The sequence below is a fragment of the Mammaliicoccus sp. N-M50 genome, from assembly GCF_022386995.1.
Classification (GTDB): Bacteria; Bacillota; Bacilli; order Staphylococcales; family Staphylococcaceae; genus Mammaliicoccus; species Mammaliicoccus sciuri_A.
Genome location: NZ_JAJNJA010000009.1, coordinates 73,345 through 89,433 on the forward strand (window position 1 = coordinate 73,345; position 16,089 = coordinate 89,433).

The 16,089-nt window shown below is 29.0% G+C and carries 18 protein-coding genes; 6 read left to right on the forward strand and 12 right to left on the reverse strand.

The features are described 5' to 3' along the window. Positions 1 to 73 precede the first annotated feature (73 nt). The 3 genes from LQ622_RS12925 to LQ622_RS12935 all read right to left on the reverse strand — a co-directional run bounded on the left by LQ622_RS12925 (position 74) and on the right by LQ622_RS12935 (position 1,832). A complete protein-coding gene (locus tag LQ622_RS12925; RefSeq protein WP_126476388.1) occupies positions 74 to 586 on the reverse strand; it encodes a thioredoxin domain-containing protein in 513 nt (170 codons plus the stop codon). A gap of 153 nt (positions 587 to 739) precedes the next feature. Further along, a complete protein-coding gene (locus LQ622_RS12930) occupies positions 740 to 940 on the reverse strand; it encodes a cold-shock protein (protein WP_025905033.1) in 201 nt (66 codons plus the stop codon). Positions 941 to 1,145: 205 nt separating this feature from the next. Continuing rightward, complete coding sequence (locus LQ622_RS12935) at positions 1,146 to 1,832, reverse strand: 2,3-diphosphoglycerate-dependent phosphoglycerate mutase (protein WP_049320582.1); 687 nt, start codon at positions 1,830 to 1,832, stop codon at positions 1,146 to 1,148. A gap of 154 nt (positions 1,833 to 1,986) precedes the next feature. On the opposite strand from LQ622_RS12935, the gene LQ622_RS12940 reads away from it, so the two are divergent. Beyond that, positions 1,987 to 2,373, forward strand: coding sequence for a CidA/LrgA family protein (locus tag LQ622_RS12940; RefSeq protein WP_126476389.1), 387 nt, complete (start codon positions 1,987 to 1,989; stop codon positions 2,371 to 2,373). After that, a complete protein-coding gene (locus LQ622_RS12945) occupies positions 2,370 to 3,053 on the forward strand; it encodes an LrgB family protein (RefSeq protein WP_037560005.1) in 684 nt (227 codons plus the stop codon). The genes LQ622_RS12940 and LQ622_RS12945 overlap by 4 nt, the downstream gene beginning before the upstream one ends. 746 nt (positions 3,054 to 3,799) lie before the next feature. On the opposite strand, the gene hxlB is transcribed toward LQ622_RS12945, so the two are convergent. Further along, positions 3,800 to 4,339, reverse strand: coding sequence for a 6-phospho-3-hexuloisomerase (gene hxlB, locus LQ622_RS12950; RefSeq protein ID WP_239748896.1), 540 nt, complete (start codon positions 4,337 to 4,339; stop codon positions 3,800 to 3,802). Position 4,340: 1 nt separating this feature from the next. Then, complete coding sequence (gene hxlA / locus LQ622_RS12955) at positions 4,341 to 4,973, reverse strand: 3-hexulose-6-phosphate synthase (protein ID WP_239775343.1); 633 nt, start codon at positions 4,971 to 4,973, stop codon at positions 4,341 to 4,343. 112 nt (positions 4,974 to 5,085) lie between these two features. On the opposite strand from hxlA, the gene LQ622_RS12960 reads away from it, so the two are divergent. The 4 genes from LQ622_RS12960 to LQ622_RS12975 all read left to right on the forward strand — a co-directional run bounded on the left by LQ622_RS12960 (position 5,086) and on the right by LQ622_RS12975 (position 7,065). Then, positions 5,086 to 5,439, forward strand: coding sequence for a winged helix-turn-helix transcriptional regulator (locus LQ622_RS12960; protein ID WP_239775345.1), 354 nt, complete (start codon positions 5,086 to 5,088; stop codon positions 5,437 to 5,439). Between the two features lie 60 nt (positions 5,440 to 5,499). Continuing rightward, a complete protein-coding gene (locus LQ622_RS12965; RefSeq protein WP_204196760.1) occupies positions 5,500 to 6,054 on the forward strand; it encodes a DUF4256 domain-containing protein in 555 nt (184 codons plus the stop codon). A gap of 158 nt (positions 6,055 to 6,212) precedes the next feature. Then, a complete protein-coding gene (locus tag LQ622_RS12970; protein WP_239775347.1) occupies positions 6,213 to 6,668 on the forward strand; it encodes a LytTR family DNA-binding domain-containing protein in 456 nt (151 codons plus the stop codon). Between the two features lie 13 nt (positions 6,669 to 6,681). After that, positions 6,682 to 7,065 carry a DUF3021 domain-containing protein gene (locus LQ622_RS12975; RefSeq protein WP_075578408.1) on the forward strand — a complete coding sequence of 128 codons (384 nt, stop codon included), beginning with the start codon at positions 6,682 to 6,684 and terminating at the stop codon, positions 7,063 to 7,065. Positions 7,066 to 7,498: 433 nt separating this feature from the next. Here the strand turns inward: LQ622_RS12975 and LQ622_RS12980 are convergent, their stop codons facing one another. The 7 genes from LQ622_RS12980 to LQ622_RS13010 form a co-directional block, all read right to left on the reverse strand. Continuing rightward, entirely contained in the window at positions 7,499 to 7,834 is a 336-nt protein-coding gene (locus LQ622_RS12980) for a hypothetical protein (RefSeq protein ID WP_037589869.1), read from the reverse strand. 373 nt (positions 7,835 to 8,207) lie between these two features. Beyond that, a complete protein-coding gene (locus LQ622_RS12985) occupies positions 8,208 to 8,672 on the reverse strand; it encodes a hypothetical protein (RefSeq protein ID WP_126477308.1) in 465 nt (154 codons plus the stop codon). Beyond that, positions 8,673 to 10,721, reverse strand: a complete 2,049-nt coding sequence (locus LQ622_RS12990; protein ID WP_239775349.1) for an AAA family ATPase — start codon at positions 10,719 to 10,721, stop codon at positions 8,673 to 8,675. It abuts the gene before it with no gap. Then, the gene (locus tag LQ622_RS12995) at positions 10,708 to 10,899 is read right to left on the reverse strand and encodes a hypothetical protein (RefSeq protein ID WP_107566179.1); all 192 of its coding nucleotides are present in this window, start codon (positions 10,897 to 10,899) and stop codon (positions 10,708 to 10,710) included. The genes LQ622_RS12990 and LQ622_RS12995 overlap by 14 nt, the downstream gene beginning before the upstream one ends. Next, positions 10,883 to 12,946: a DEAD/DEAH box helicase family protein gene (locus LQ622_RS13000; protein ID WP_239775351.1), complete on the reverse strand. Its 2,064-nt coding sequence runs from the start codon at positions 12,944 to 12,946 to the stop codon at positions 10,883 to 10,885. The genes LQ622_RS12995 and LQ622_RS13000 overlap by 17 nt, the downstream gene beginning before the upstream one ends. Position 12,947: 1 nt before the next feature. Further along, the gene (locus LQ622_RS13005; RefSeq protein ID WP_239775353.1) at positions 12,948 to 15,677 is read right to left on the reverse strand and encodes a sigma factor-like helix-turn-helix DNA-binding protein; all 2,730 of its coding nucleotides are present in this window, start codon (positions 15,675 to 15,677) and stop codon (positions 12,948 to 12,950) included. Further along, positions 15,668 to 16,024 carry a hypothetical protein gene (locus LQ622_RS13010; RefSeq protein ID WP_239775356.1) on the reverse strand — a complete coding sequence of 119 codons (357 nt, stop codon included), beginning with the start codon at positions 16,022 to 16,024 and terminating at the stop codon, positions 15,668 to 15,670. The genes LQ622_RS13005 and LQ622_RS13010 overlap by 10 nt, the downstream gene beginning before the upstream one ends. Between the last annotated feature and the right edge of the window lie 65 nt (positions 16,025 to 16,089).

The following is a 16,089-nucleotide window of genomic DNA, read 5'->3' on the forward strand; positions in this document are numbered from 1 at the left end:
TTCGTGCGATACACCCTGATTTCGCACCTTTGCGCACGATATCTCGGAGTCTTCGTGCGTTCTCACCGCTTCATTATATACTTCCTAATGCATTTCTTAATTTTTCTTGTATTGTCTCTTTGTCATCTTCTACAGGATTAAATTCAAATTTTTCATCATTTATAAAAACGGTTGGTACGCCTTTAATCCCTCTTTCAAATGTTTCTTGCATAATGGCTAAGGATCGGTCGTCTGCATTTTTTTGTGGTGACAAGCCTAATTCATGTTCCATTTTTCTTTCTATCGTTTCAAAATTCAATGTCCATTCGTCTTGTGTTTCATATAGGTATCGTATTATTTTAAAAGTTTCTTCGGGGTCATCGTAATCCAGATAAATATTCGCAACAGTTCCTTTAAGCAATCTTTGTTTCGTCTTATCAAAATGCTTAACGATATATTGTACTTTATTCTCATTAATATAAGGTTCTAAAACTTCGTCAGCTGCTGCAAAATAATTTAAACAATATGGGCATGCAAAATTAATAAATGCCTCAATTGTTATGTTTGCGTCTTTGCTTCCTACTGTTAAATGTTGGATTTCTGTCATAACGTTTACCTCCTATATGTTGTTATACTTATTTAACCATTTCACAGCCGATAAAGCGAATGATTATATTCAGAATTGTTTATCAATTCTATTTTAATATAAAAAAAACACTCCATAACAAAGTTATGAAGTGTTTAACTAATTGGTTAAATATTAGTTTTTGATAACGTTAACTGCTTGAGGTCCACGTTGTCCTTCTTCGATATCGAAAGTAACTGAAGCACCTTCGTCTAATGATTTGTAACCTTCAGTTTGGATAGATGAGAAATGTACGAATACGTCGTTACCATTTTCTCCTTCGATAAATCCGTATCCTTTTTCTGCGTTAAACCATTTTACTGTACCTTTATTCATAATAAAAGTCCTCCTATTGTGCTTTTGCACGTATATTTGCAATAATCAATCTTCAAACTTAAATGGACTTTATTAACTATGAATAAAACTACCAATTAATTTAATCTCGAAATATCACTTGCTACCCACTATACGCTATAAATGATTGAAAGTAAAGCTTTATGTGAAATTAAACTTTTATTTTACTTTTATCATGCGTTATAACCTATAAATAATACTTGTCTATCACTTTTAAAGATTCATCTAATTCATATATTAATGGTGCACCTGTTTTGATTTCTAAGTTTGAAATTTCATCATCTGGAATATCTTCTAAATACTTAATCAGTGCTCTTAAAGAATTACCATGTGCAGAAACTAAAGTTGTTTGATGGTTTAATAAACTTGTTGAAATATGATCTATCCAATATGGGATGACTCTATCCAATGTATCTTTAAGACTTTCTGTAACTGGCATGATTCTTCTATCTAACATTTCATACCTTCTATCATTCAAGTATTCTTCTCGTAACTTTTCATCCGCTTCCGGCGGTCTTGTATCATAAGAACGTCTCCAAATATGCACTTGTTCTTCACCATATTCTTCTCGTGCTTGATCTTTATTTTTACCTTGAAGTCCACCATAATGACGTTCATTTAAACGCCACGTTTTGTAAACTGGTATCCAAAGTTGGTGAGAATGTTTCAATAATAAATATGTGGTTTCAATTGCTCTTGTTAAAAGTGATGTATATACAACATCTATTTCGATATTTTGTTTTAATAATTTTTCACCTGAGATTCTCGCTTCATTATACCCTTGCTCTGATAACTCTACATCTGCCCAACCTGTAAATAAATTTTTCGCATTCCATTCACTTTGCCCATGTCGACATAAAATTAATTTTGGCATATGATTCGCTCCAATCTTTTAATTGTTAAGTCTATTGAACCACTAATTGCAAACTTTTAAAAATAAAAAGACCGTCCGATAGCATTTCAAAATATACCAATCAGTTCTATAATAAATAAATATCATCATAAAATGTTCAAAGGATTGAGTTGTCATGATTTATAAATTCATAAAAATCATACTCCAAATATGTATGATCTATTTTATTACCGTTCTGGGTAGTTGGATTCAAGACACATTAAACATACCTATTGCAGGTAGCATTATCGGACTTGTGATACTTTTCTTATTATTACAATTTAAAATTATAAAAGAAGAATGGATTAAAGATGGCGCAAATTTATTATTAAGTACGATGATTTTCTTCTTCATCCCATCAATCGTCGGTGCTATGAATTTAGTTGACCAAATAAACGCACAGTTTATCTTTTTAATTGTATTAGTCATCGCAAGCACATGCATTGTTGCACTCTCTTCAGGATACATAGCTGAGAAAATGTTAAAAAGGAATCATATAGAAGAAAGTGGTGATCAATCATGATGATTAAAGCTCTTTTAATGATTCTTTTAACAGTTGTCATGTACATATTCGCATTATTTATACAGAAAAAATTCAAGATTGCCATCCTACATCCTGCACTCGTTTCATCCATTGCGATTATATGTGTACTTGTGTTATTTGGATATAATTACAACGACTATATGGTCGGCGGACAATGGATTTATGACTTTTTAAATTGCACAGTTGTATGTTTAGCATATCCACTATATTTATATAGAAAAATGATTGTTCAACATTTTAAAGTCATTATCACAAGTGTATTAGTTGGGATAACGATTAATATTATTTTAATGTTTACGATTTTAAATATATTCGGTTATTCAAAAGAAATGATTGCATCCTTGTTGCCAAGATCTATAACAGCAGCAGTCGGTGTACAAGTTTCACAACAAATAGGCGGAATAGATAGCTTAGCCGTGTTGTTTATTATAGGTACAGGATTAATAGGAAGTATGCTGGGATCATATCTTATCAAAATAGCCAAATTCCAAACATCCATTGCCAAAGGACTCACTTATGGCAATGCATCACATGCTATTGGAACAGCCAAAATATTAGAAACAGATATCGAATCAGCAGCCTTCAGTTCAATCGGCATGATTCTAACAGCCTTAATCAGCTCAGTCGTAATACCATTGTTTGTTATATTAGTATATTGAGAATTTAGAGATATAGATTATAAAAAGATAGAGGTCGGAGTGAGTTGGTAGGTCTGTATGAGGTCTGTATGTTGCTTGTTTTGTATGTCTTGCAACATACAGGCGAGCTATGTTGCTTGTTTGGCCAGTCTTGCAACATACAGGAGCTCTATGTTGCTTGTTTGGGCAGTCTTGCAACATACGAAGGCGCTATGTTGCTTGTTTGGGCAGTCTTGCAATATACGGAGCTTCTATGTTGCTTGTTTGGGGAGTCTTGCAACATACGGGAGCTCTATGTTGCTTGTTTAGGGAGTCTTGATAAATACAGAGCCTCTATTTATCTTGTTTCGCCTGTCTTGATAAATACAGAGCCTCTATTTATCTTGTTTCGCCTGTCTTGATAAATACAAGGCATCTATTTATCTTGTTTCACCAGTCTTGATAAATACAAGGCATCTATTTATCTTGTTTCACCAGTCTTGATAAATACAAGGCGCCTATTTATCTTGTTTTACCTGTCTTGATAAATATGAGGCCGCTATTTATCTTGTTTCACTAGTCTTGATAAATACAAGGTCCTGAACATTGCTAGTCACACTCCACTTGCAATATTCACACCTCCAACATTGCTAGTCGCACCCCACTTGCAATATTCACACCTCCAATATTGCTAGTCGCACCTCACTTGCAATGTTCACACCTCCATCAACACTCATCTCTATATAAAAAGTAAGAAACCGTCTGAATGTTTCAGACGGTTTCCTCTATTATTCTAAATTCGCGTGTTTATTTTGCATAAATGTTTCACTTACGTTTAATTGTTCCATTAAATCCATTACGATACTATCTAAATATAATTGAGTGCTTTGTTCGAACAGACTTCCTAGTGGTTGTTCTGAACCTTTTTCATCATATTTAGTACCTGCTGGTAAAACGATCACGTCATCTGCTATTTCAGCGATTGGTGATTGTTCTTTTGTAGAAATTAATATGACATTCGCTCCGATATCTTTTGCTGTTTGTGCGAGTAATTTCAAGTGAGCTGTTGATCCTGAACCGGAGACAATCAATAATTTATCTCCTTCTTGAATAGAAGGTGTACTTGTCTCACCTACTACATAACTTTTCTTACCTAATTGATTCAATCTCATAGCAAAACTGTTCGCAACAAATGCAGAACGTCCTTTAGCTGCTACAAACACTGGATCTTCTGACAACAAGCTATTTACGAATTGCTCAGTATCCTTCAAGTCTACTTGATTTAATGTTTGCGTAATTTCATCCAATATTAATTGATAACGGCTCATATTATTTACCTTCAATAATTTCTCTACATAATTTTGCGGCTGCTTTTGGATCGTCTGCGTTAGCAATTCCTCCACCAACAATAATTAAATCTGGATTTTCATCAGCAACAGATTGAATTGTTTCTGGTGTAATACCACCTGCTACTGCTACTTTTGAATTTTTGATAACTGATTTAACTGTACGTAAGCTTTCTAATGGTGATATACCTTCAGCTTGTAAATCGTAACCAGTATGCACAGCGATATAATCTGCACCTAATGCATCTAATTCTTTCGCACGTTTTTCTAAATCTTGAACTGCGATCATATCCACTAATAATTCTTTACCATGTTTATGTGCTTCTTCAACTGCACCTTTAATAGAAGCATCTTCTGCTACACCTAAAATTGTTACAATATCTGCACCAAATTTAACAGCTTGGCTTACTTCATAACTAGCAGCATCCATAATTTTTAAGTCAGCTAATACTTGAACATCTTTAACAGATTGACTTAATTTTTCTACTGCACCTAATCCTTCATTAATAACGATAGGTGTACCGATTTCTACTATATCTACATATTCCTCAACTTGTTGTGCTAATTGAGCTGCTTCTTCTTTATTTAATAAATCAATTGCTAATTGTAATTTCATATTAATCATATCTCCTTTATCTATATTACTTTACACTAATAATTGTGATACAATGTATAAAATTATGCAATACTGACAAATATGTCACTTAGTGAAGAAATGGGGTTGTATTATGGTATTAATTAACTATAAAGAAACGGAATATTATAATTCTAAAGACTTAGCATTATCTGTTATTGGAGGTCGTTGGAAAATACCAATCATCTGGCATTTATTACAAGTGTCACCTCTTAGACTCAACGAATTAGAAAAGAAACTACCAGATATTAATCAGCGTATGCTTATTAGGCAATTGAGAGAACTTGAAGACGATCATATCGTAAATCGTACCGTATATCCGGTCGTACCACCTAAAGTTGAATATAGTCTGACACAAATAGGCAAAGATTTAGAACCTGTTGTTAATGGCATTTGTGACTGGGGAGACGAATTTTTAAACTTTTTAAATACAAAAGATAAAGCCTAATCACATATTGCTTTTAATCGCTTCATAGTTTGCTACAATAAAATAAAAAAGGGGTATTTTATGACAACTCAAAAACTTTCACAAGAAGAACAAGCTGAACTGCTTACAACTTTACAAAAGCGTTTCGAAAAATTTCCAGAACGTCATAAAAATATAGAATGGTCAGATGTAGAAAAACGATTAAATGAACATCCAGAAAAATTATGGTCCCTTAATCAAATGGAACAAACTGAAGGAGAGCCTGATGTAATAGGATTTGAAGACGATGCTTATATATTCGTAGACTGTTCGAAAGAAAGTCCTAAAGGTCGTAGAAGTGTTTGCTACGATAGAGCAGCATTAGAATCTAGAAAGAAACATAAACCAGAAACAAGCGTAATGGACATGGTTCATGAAATGAACGTTACATTACTTAATGAAGAACAATATAGACATTTACAAACACTCGGTGAATTTGATAAGAAAACATCTAGTTGGATTGAAACACCTGCAAAAATTAGAGACCTTGGCGGTGCATTATTCTGTGATTTACGTTATGACACAGTATTCACTTACCATAATGGCGCTGATTCTTATTATGGCGCAAGAGGTTTCCGAAGCATGTTAAAAATATAAAATTAAGCTTCCTCAATTTGTCTCAATAAGACAAGTTCAGGAAGCTTTTTCTATACAATCATTACCTAACCACTTACACCGTATATTCAACCGGTTATGACATAACTACTGACAAATAATGTGATACAACATACTATATAACCAAAGGAGGTTATGCTATGACAGAGCCATTCAACGTTCAACTAAACATCGACACTTCACAAACGACGACGGATATTTCAATCAGAACCTTTGAACAGGAACTTGGTCATAACCTATTAACGTATATTCAACAATTTGAAACATCCAACCATAAAATAGGTATTAAGACATCACAAGGAACGTCACTTATTTTAAAAGAAGATATCATTTTTGCAGAAGTCTTTGATAAACAACTGAACATCATAACACTCAGTGAAACACTCACAACTCGAATGTCACTCACTGCCTTACAACAAACTTTGCCTAAGCAGAAGTTCGTACAAATTAGTAAATCGTCTATCGTCAACATAGAACATATCACCAAAGTATCACCGTCATTCTCAGGGAATTTATATGCAACTTTATCCAATAATAAAAAAGTAACCATTTCAAGAAGGTATGTTAAAAATTTAACTAAAATATTAGGTATATAAGGAGGAGAACATTATGAACAAAATCTTTAAATCTATTCTACAAGGTATCGGTATAGGAAGCAGCATTATGCTCATATTCATCGCAATATTTGAAGTAACAATTGACTTCCAAGCAGTATTCAGCGTTTATATATTCGGTGCCATTTGTGGATTTCTACCAATAGTTTATGAAATCGATCAAATACCACTTTTATTCAAACTCATCATTCATTTAGGCGGCAGTATCATTACGTTCTTTATCGTATCAACAATTAATAACTGGATACCATTACAACCAGCACCACTCATTGGCGGACTCACAACCTTCGCACTGATATTCCTCGTTATCTGGTTTATATTTATGTATCTCAATATTCAGCAAAGTAAAAAAATAAATACAAAACTTAAAAAAATGTAAACAAAGACCCTTAAGGTTCACACCTTAAGGGCCTTATTTTCCGTTTTTACATGTTTTACTGAAATATCTGAAATTCACACGATATAAATTCCTTATCACACAAATGTGTAATCAATACTAAAATATATTATCTATTCATATCTTCTAAACTCATAATCGATTTCCCCATTGATTATGAAAACTTCTCTTATTTAGTGCTTAAAATCTTATAAAGTATAATTTTAACGCCATGAAAAATTTATAAACCTAAAACTCCCCAAAACATTCTTTGAATCATTTAAATCCCTCTAAAATTCTTTATAACCTATAATAACCCTTTCAAAAAGAGAAAACGTACAATATCACATTAAAATTAAGCTTAACTACAATTATAATCAATTAATAAACTGTGCTATGAACAAATATGTGTAATGCTTTAAACAAAATGTACTACCTATGTGCCAATCGCATCTTCAAAGTGACGATTCAAATATAAACAAATTTCATTTATCGTATCAATCGTCTCACCAAACAAAGCAGAACTTCGTTTGAGAACCTTAAAGTGCTTTTGGTCTTCCTCTAGCCTCACGCATGCAAATATAAAAATTGAATTGAAAAATTCAGTCTGATCAGTAAGAGACTCTCCATATCTCTCGTCCAAATCATCCAAAATATCATCCAAACTTATATCTTTCGGAATCGCCAGTTCCTCCACTCTATGCATACCAATCTTACCTTCAGTAATAAAACCTTGAATGTCGTAAAATTCAAATTTAATGATATTGCACATCTTAACCTCCTTTCCTTGGGGTTGTTATAGGTTATACTCTTATTATATTCAGGACTCATTTAATGTCAACTATTTTCTATTCTTTTTTTATACAAATTCTTTAAAATACAATGAAACGCCGTTAAATCAACGTTTTATAAGCCATAAAATTTAAAAATGTCTCAAAATAAGTAGTTCAAAATCGTAAAATTTTCAAAAAAATTTATTAGACATAATTTAAGTAATAGTAATATTTAAGACACTTTAAACTTCAAAAAATGTAATATAAAAATTAAATTTTTCTCAAAAAAAGTGAAAGAAAAACAAAAAAATCTGCAAAAAATCGACAAAAAAAGACACGACGTAAAAAGTCGTGTCTGGGATTAGAATATTTTTAAAATGGTACCATCTTTAATTGGGACAATATAAACTTATTCAGATCATAATAATAATCCTCATATTTTTGATTTAATTCATATCCATCCCAATTTTCATAAAGTGATTCTTCAACAATAAGTTTCATGCCACCATTTGAATACTCTTCTATAATTGTTTTTATTTTACCCTTATTATCATCATCTATTAGTGATTCTAACTCGTTTGATAATTCTGGATCAGTAAATGCTAGATTTAATAATAAATTTTCTTCCATTGGTGTTAAATATGTACTTCGTGTTTCTTTACCTTTCTTTTCAAGCTGTACTCTTGAAGCATTTTTAAATCCAATTGATGCTGCTAAAATAAATAAATGCTTAGTTTCAAATTTCTTTTCTTGTTTTAATTTAGCAAAAGTTTCGTACACGCTTGAATACTTTTCATCAGCATAAAACAGTAATTGATTATCTCTTAAAATCCCCATCTAGTATCCTCCTCTTGTAGCCATTTTTTCATCAATTGAAACATATTCAATTTCAGAATGATGTACATCAATTTGATTAATTCTGTACCAACTTCCTAGTCTATTTGTACGCTTAAATACTCTCTCTTCACTTGGTGTTAATTCTGTATCTGTGACTAATAATATCCATTGTCCTGTTAAATCTGGAATCTTCTCAATTAAATTATCTCTGTTCATACCACTAAGTCTGTTAAATGGCGAATCCATGAATAAAGGATAATCTATTTTTTCACCAGAATTTTCTCTTGCTGCAATCTTAGCTAAGGCAGTAATAAATGATAATGCTAAAATTTGTCTCTGACCTTGTGATATATCTTGAGTAATCTTATATTCATTTCTATTAATAGCACCAATTTCAAAGTTTTTATCTATTGTAACTTTATCAATAATGTTTATATCTTTAGGATCTATTAAAGTTTTAAAGATTTCTGTAGTATAAGTACCAATTAAGGAACGTACATCATTACTAAAAGTATCAGATATCTTTTTCAGTTCTTCTTCAAGTTTATACATTAATTTTAATTTTTGTTTTTCAATTGTATATTTACTTTCTTTATCAATAAGTTCTTGGTACTGATCTTTTATTTCCTTCAATTCCATTTCTAAGTTATTAAGTTTATCTTTATTTTTTTCTAATTGGACTGTCATATCAATTTTCTTATTAGTATCTTGATCTATCATTGTTTGAATAGTTGATAAATCTACAGTATTTCTTGCTTGTTCAGCAATATCATTTTCTAAATCTTTAATTTGAATATTTGTTTTATCAATTTTTTCAATTGTTTCTTTATATTTCTTGATTAGACTCTCTAAATCTTTTGTATCATCTTCAAATTGTGGCTCTTTATCTTCAATTAAGCTTAATAATCTTCTAGCAATATCATATGTTTCTGAATTATTCTGTTCTTGTATTAATATTTCAATATGATCTCGAGCAGTATGATTATCACTTAAGTTATTTGCACAAATTATACATTCATTATCTGTAATGGATTTTTCAAGTATTTCTCTTGGAATACTAATTTTTCTATCACCTAAAAAATTCTCTAAAAATAATTTGTTAGTTTTAAAAATATCTCTTGCTAGTAAATAAGGCATACTAGAAAATGACAAATTAAACAACTGAGATTTCAAACTTTCAAGCTGTTGATTTAAAGTTAATAGAACCGATTTTTTGTCTTCAATTCTATCTCTTTTTTCTATAATATTTTTATTTTTATCTAATGTTATATTATGATTTGCAATTGACTCATCAATTGAAGATATTTCTTCATTAATTTTATTATTTGTTTGGTTTAGTTCTTCGATTTCTAAATCTATATCATTAATTTTTTTAGATAAAACTGTTACATTACCATCAGAAGAAGAACTAGTTAATTTATAGTTTAATATCTTACTTTCATCTTTTAATACCTTTTTAGCAAAATTTATTTTGTCTATTTGTAAGAGATTAAATATAGCATTTTTTACTTCTGACCTTACCTTGTTATCAAATTTAGCTAATGTATCAATTTTTTCTGCATCAAAGAGAAAGAAGTCTTTAATTTTTTCATTCATAATTTTATTGATTTTCAAACTTATCTCTTGCTTATCTTTTAAATAATCAGGCATAACATTTCCTGTTTCTGGATCTATTTGCGTTAAAGATACTGATTTTTCCCGTTCTGTTATAATTGAAGGTGATTGTTTAAAAGCACTAATTTTTCTACTTATTTCATATACAATATTTTCATGTTCAAACCTTAAAGTAACTGTTGCTTCACCAGTCCCTGAACTATTCTCATTCAAATATTTAAAATTAGTTAAATGGATCTTATCATTACCAGTATCTTGAGAAATTTTAGTAGACCCAAATAGCACAAACATAATTGCCCTATATATACCTGTCTTACCTTTACCATTTTCCCCAAATAAAATTGTTGTATTACGAGTACCTTCATAAGCGAAATCAACAGTTTGTTTACCATAATATTGTCTAAAATTATTAAGTTCTAATCTAATTAACTTCATCTTTATGTTCCCCTTTAACATATTTATTTATATTGTTTTCAAACCTATTAATTGCTGATTTTTCTTCTGAAACTGTATCAGAATTTGCTAAATCCTCTAAGAATGGTCTTAATAAATCTTCATACTCTTTGTCTAATTCTGCCAAATGCTTGCTCAATTCATTATTTAATGTTGCCATTTTCAAACATCTCCTTCATTTCTTTATATACTTCCCAAGGTTTTTTATACATTAAATGCGACAAATTATAGTCATTCAAAATATTCCCCATATAAAGTTTTGTTTTACTATAATTTAATGCACTGTTACTAAATTCAGTAAATCTAGGTAATTCTTTAGAAGCAATTTTATTAAAGTCATCAAAAGGTAAGCCTAATGGAAGAACAATATAATCATGTAATTTTGCATACCTTTTACCAGTATGCTTTCTTAGAATTCTACCTCTTCTTTGAATAAATTCTTTTGGATTCGAAGTACTAGCTAAAAAGTATGCACTTCTAGTTGCTGGTATATCAACACCCTCATCTAAACATCTAATAGCTACTAATACTTGAATCTGTCCTTCATCAAACATTTTTAGTAATTTTTCTCGTTCTTTATTTTTTATTTCAGAATTAAATTTACTAACTTTTAACCCTAATTCATATAATTTTTTTACTATAATATCTATTTCTCCAGGAGCACAATATACAAGTGTATGCTTTAAATTAGGTAAATCCTCTTCTTTAATATCTTGTATAAACTGAGGAATTTTATTTTCTGCTTTATAAATTAAATTTGCACGTTTTGAATAAAGCCTCTCCAATTTTTCTTTTTCCTCATCGGAATCCTTTTTTAATAAGTTAAATATTTGCATACTAATTTTGTTGTACTCCGACATCTCTTTTTCACTAAAATTAACGATATGAGGATAATATTCATAAGGTGTGAGTTTATCATTTTCAATTGCTTGATCAAGATCATATTGATATACAACATCACCAACTGATTTTTTTATAAAAAATGTACCTTCTTCATCCCACCATCTATCCGGTGTTGCCGACAAACCTAATCTTCCATTAAATTTATCGAAAGGAAAATCTCTATATCCGTTATATGTTAAAGAATGACATTCGTCACATATCAATAAAGATGGTCCTATCATGCGGTTGAATATATTTTTAAAACCAACTGATGATGCCGTTTTATAAGTCGTTAAAAAAACTTGTTCATCAATTAAACCTAGATTATATTCTTGTACAATTTTTTTAGCTTTATTAAACCATGTTTGTTTAGAATTCATACATTTTAGAACATCTATATCTAAAATACTTTCAACATCTTTTGACCATTGTTCTATAAGATGTTGAAATGGAACAATAATTATTATGAGAGCGCGTTGTTGGTTCTTTTTAAACCTTTTTGCGGCTAATAAACTTGTTATTGTTTTTCCGGTGCCTGTTGCCATTTCTAAAATTCCAATATTCTGATTATTAATCCAATTATTTATTGCTATTTTTTGATAGTCTCTTTCTTCAACTTTATCAGTTTTTTGTTTCTCGCTCTTCGATGTGTATAAATTATATTTTTCAATATCTTTTCTATAGGAAATTAACCCCCTATTAATTGAATCAGGCATATCCATAACTTCTAATTCTCTTGTTCTGTTATGCCAAAGATTATCAAAGTCACTTTTTGAATTTTCAATTCTATGTATATCTCTGATGTCAGAGTATACATCAATTTTTTCAAAATTTTCACGTAAACCATAATATGTTTCATTTGCAGATCCAGAAAAGGCTATCGAATAACCAGTTTCATCTGTAAAAACACCAAATTTTTCATGATAAATAGCATTTCCTTTAGTAAAAGCTATCTTAAATTCTAATTGCTCTTTAAATATTAACCACGAAATAACATTCAATGTATCGTCTTCAATTGTTTTATAACCTAATTTAATTTCTTTTAACAAATTCTCTTCAATTATTTCTTCTTTTGCTATATGGCCTTTTTCAATAGCTTCTATATCATCTTCCGATAATTTAGGATTAGCAACTATTCGTATTTTCCCTCCATTTTCTAAAAATACTTCTAATCCTCTAGCTAATAATTTAAAGCTTTCACTCGTAAAATAACCTGATGCACGATCATATGAAACTGAATTTTTTAAACAAGGATAATAAAAATCTTCATATATATTACTATCACTCGACCTATATTGTAATTTAAAGTCTAAATTATTTAACATATTAAACTTCTCCTCTTTCAAAGGTAAAATAACCAATGTCATCAAATTTTAATCTATCTAAATTTAAAATAACGTAATATAATCTATCAGCTTTTATATTAACTAGTAATTTGCTTTTTAAATAATTTAAAAACACATTACTTTCATAAGCATCTCTATAATTATTTTCAAGCTCGTAATAGATAACATCTTCATATGTTTTAAATTCTTTCGACACAATAGGCAACTCGTATTTTGAACCTTGATATGCTTCGATTAGTGAATAACCATTAATTTCAAGAAGGTATGCAATTAAATTAGGTGTTAATCGATTTAATTCTTCATAGTTTATATCAATTTGTTCTAAATCGTTTTTATTAAGATATATCTTATCTTGGAGAAGTTTATCTGCTTTTTTCTTAACCTCTTGTAAAATATCTTCATCAAATACAGTATCTTTCAGATTTAAAAATAGATCATTATCGTATGGTGCTATTTTATTGTCTTCTATTAGATTATCTCTAGTCTGATAATATTTTTGCCTTGAATATCCTTTGTAAACGATACACTCTTCTAATTCTTTATTTGAGAATATATTTGGTAATTCATTCGTAATTACATCTTCGATTTTTCTAATTTTACTATCTTTAACATATAAAAATTGTTTTTGACCTCTGATATTGTCTAATTTAGACTTTATAAACTGTGAAAAACCATATAAATTATCTATATGATATTTCTCAAGTAAAGGTTTGTATTTATCATCTAATGACATATCCATAAATAGATCTACTGTATAGATATATTCTTTGTTAAATTCATTTTTAATTAAATCGATGACTTCTTCAAAAAATGGTTCATCTTCAATTCCTTTGATTGATACGACATCATTAAATCCATTAATAAGAATATCATTCATCCTCGCAATTAATTGCTCTAATTTTGTATTACTCCATTTCAAATCATTTAATAAAGTTTTTACATTCGCTGGGCTATTTCTTTCTATATATTTCATTAAAATTTCTTCGGAAGATAGTGACTTTGCGTCTTTTTCATAAATATATAATGTATTTTGATAACCAATTTTATATTCATCTTCATAAAAGTTCTTAATAATAGAATAAAGATGTGTATATGAATTAACCTTATTATCAATCATTAATGTATGATTATTATTAAAAATATCTCTTGGATCAACGTATGGATAATTAGTTAATCCTTCATCGATAATCTCTTTAAGTTGACTAATAAACTGCTTATCTACTTCACTGAAATCATCATACTTATAAGTGTTTCTATCCACTAAAATTACATTTTCTGCACTTGCTACTCTACTAAATAAACTCCTTTGATTAGAAGTTATCTCCATTCCTAACATGGACTTTATTAAATTTTTTACCTTAATAAATCCATCTTCGTTATTAGTAATAATTTCATTTCTGTTATTATCAAAAACATATTCAATAGCTCTAACAATACTTATACTATTCTGCACAAATTTATCTTCTGCAAAGATATAGTTAAATTCATTAAATATAAATTTAAGTATTTCGAACTCTGTTTTATCAATAAATGGAATTTCATTTATTTTAATAACGAGTGTGTCATCATTCAGTTTTGAACTCACATAATCTTTTATTCTACTGTAATGCGTCTTTAATAAAATAATATCTAGTTCATCTATAATAATAAATTTTTCACTTTTCTCTAATATTAGCTTTATTAAATAATTAGATTCTTTTATATTTAAAACATTTTCCAATTCATCTATATGTACTTGATTATTCTTTGTGAATAATAATAATAATAAAGTTTCAATTGTATTGTGTATTCCGTTAGAGATGATATTCTTTCGTACTTTTTCTTGAATTTGTCTAACTCTTTCTCTAGTTACTCCAATGTTAATTCCTATTTCACCTAACGTTTCCCCACGCGCTCTACCACTTATAACTTTTTTCTGATTATCATTTAAAGATTGGTCAATAAATGTTTTTATTTCTGAAACTTTAAAGACTTTTTCTATATAATCTATAATTATTTCTATCAATGTATAATCTTCTAACTGATTACCAAGTTCATATATATACCTTTTATCATCACGAAAAAGATTAGAAATTTTAGTTATTTTTACAAATTCATTAATTCTATAGTGACTTATCAACTTATAATTCATATGATTTTTTAAATTTGTCAAGCTTTCATTCATTTTTTTATAGTAATTATCCAAATTAACATTATTATCTTTACTATTATTACTTAAACGTTCAATCAAATTTAATCCATATTTATATGGTTCATCTTTTTGTAAGTTTTCTTCACTAAAGTAAATATTTATAAAATCAGCATAATTAATATTATTTTCTTCTAAAGTATATCTAAGCTCATTATTGAAAATATCACGATAGTCTTGTCCGCCTGGTTTTATCATGTTATTTAGTTCAAAGTATTCATATAGCTTTTTTATATAAGTCTTACTTACTTTCTCTCTTTTCTTATAATCTTCTATAAGCATCTTAAATGATCTATAATTTTTGTTTTTTTGATATTTACAAAAATCTTTAAAGTGATCGAACTCATCTCCAAAAATTAATTTATCCATATCATATCCAAATCCATTTACATAGGTTAAAACCTTTTTCTTGGATTTTATATTTGAACTATACACTAACTCAAATCCACTACTTAAAAGCTCTCTTTTAAAATATTCTCTTTTTTCTTTGGGAATATATTTATAAAAGCCTTCTAACGGCATATAGTTAAAAAAAGATCTGAATTAATATTATGGTCCGAAATAAGATTAGATAATGAGAACATATTCAACGATAGCGATTCAAACCTTTTCTTATCGTCTTCAACATATATATATGGATATAAATTATATTCAATTTTATGAAATAAATTAGTATTCCACTCCCCTTTAAAACTGATTCCCCTAATATAAAGCTCTTTCAAAAACAAATTAAAATCACGTTGATCATCTATGTATAATTTTCTTAAGTTAACGATCAAATCATCACAATAATATTTTTTCATAAGTTGGCTGTGCGTTTCTACTTTCTTTAAATCTGTATAATGAGGTATATCGACAATCTGAGACATTTAATCCTCCTTAGATCTATATAAATAAATTAAAATAATCTTTATCTACATTTTATACAATTATA

Bases quoted from the DNA above. Each gene is read 5' to 3' on its own strand.
- LQ622_RS12935 (WP_049320582.1), bottom strand. From the start codon at position 1,832: ATGCCAAAATTAATTTTATGTCGACATGGGCAAAGTGAATGGAATGCG.
- LQ622_RS12930 (WP_025905033.1), bottom strand. From the start codon at position 940: ATGAATAAAGGTACAGTAAAATGGTTTAACGCAGAAAAAGGATACGGA.
- LQ622_RS13000 (WP_239775351.1), bottom strand. From the start codon at position 12,946: ATGTTAAATAATTTAGACTTTAAATTACAATATAGGTCGAGTGATAGT.
- LQ622_RS12965 (WP_204196760.1), top strand. From the start codon at position 5,500: ATGACAACTCAAAAACTTTCACAAGAAGAACAAGCTGAACTGCTTACA.
- LQ622_RS12985 (WP_126477308.1), bottom strand. From the start codon at position 8,672: ATGGGGATTTTAAGAGATAATCAATTACTGTTTTATGCTGATGAAAAG.
- LQ622_RS13010 (WP_239775356.1), bottom strand. From the start codon at position 16,024: ATGTCTCAGATTGTCGATATACCTCATTATACAGATTTAAAGAAAGTA.
- LQ622_RS13005 (WP_239775353.1), bottom strand. From the start codon at position 15,677: ATGCCGTTAGAAGGCTTTTATAAATATATTCCCAAAGAAAAAAGAGAA.
- LQ622_RS12970 (WP_239775347.1), top strand. From the start codon at position 6,213: ATGACAGAGCCATTCAACGTTCAACTAAACATCGACACTTCACAAACG.
- LQ622_RS12925 (WP_126476388.1), bottom strand. From the start codon at position 586: ATGACAGAAATCCAACATTTAACAGTAGGAAGCAAAGACGCAAACATA.
- hxlA (WP_239775343.1), bottom strand. From the start codon at position 4,973: ATGAAATTACAATTAGCAATTGATTTATTAAATAAAGAAGAAGCAGCT.
- LQ622_RS12975 (WP_075578408.1), top strand. From the start codon at position 6,682: ATGAACAAAATCTTTAAATCTATTCTACAAGGTATCGGTATAGGAAGC.
- LQ622_RS12945 (WP_037560005.1), top strand. From the start codon at position 2,370: ATGATGATTAAAGCTCTTTTAATGATTCTTTTAACAGTTGTCATGTAC.
- LQ622_RS12995 (WP_107566179.1), bottom strand. From the start codon at position 10,899: ATGGCAACATTAAATAATGAATTGAGCAAGCATTTGGCAGAATTAGAC.
- LQ622_RS12980 (WP_037589869.1), bottom strand. From the start codon at position 7,834: ATGTGCAATATCATTAAATTTGAATTTTACGACATTCAAGGTTTTATT.
- LQ622_RS12940 (WP_126476389.1), top strand. From the start codon at position 1,987: ATGATTTATAAATTCATAAAAATCATACTCCAAATATGTATGATCTAT.
- LQ622_RS12960 (WP_239775345.1), top strand. From the start codon at position 5,086: ATGGTATTAATTAACTATAAAGAAACGGAATATTATAATTCTAAAGAC.
- LQ622_RS12990 (WP_239775349.1), bottom strand. From the start codon at position 10,721: ATGAAGTTAATTAGATTAGAACTTAATAATTTTAGACAATATTATGGT.
- hxlB (WP_239748896.1), bottom strand. From the start codon at position 4,339: ATGAGCCGTTATCAATTAATATTGGATGAAATTACGCAAACATTAAAT.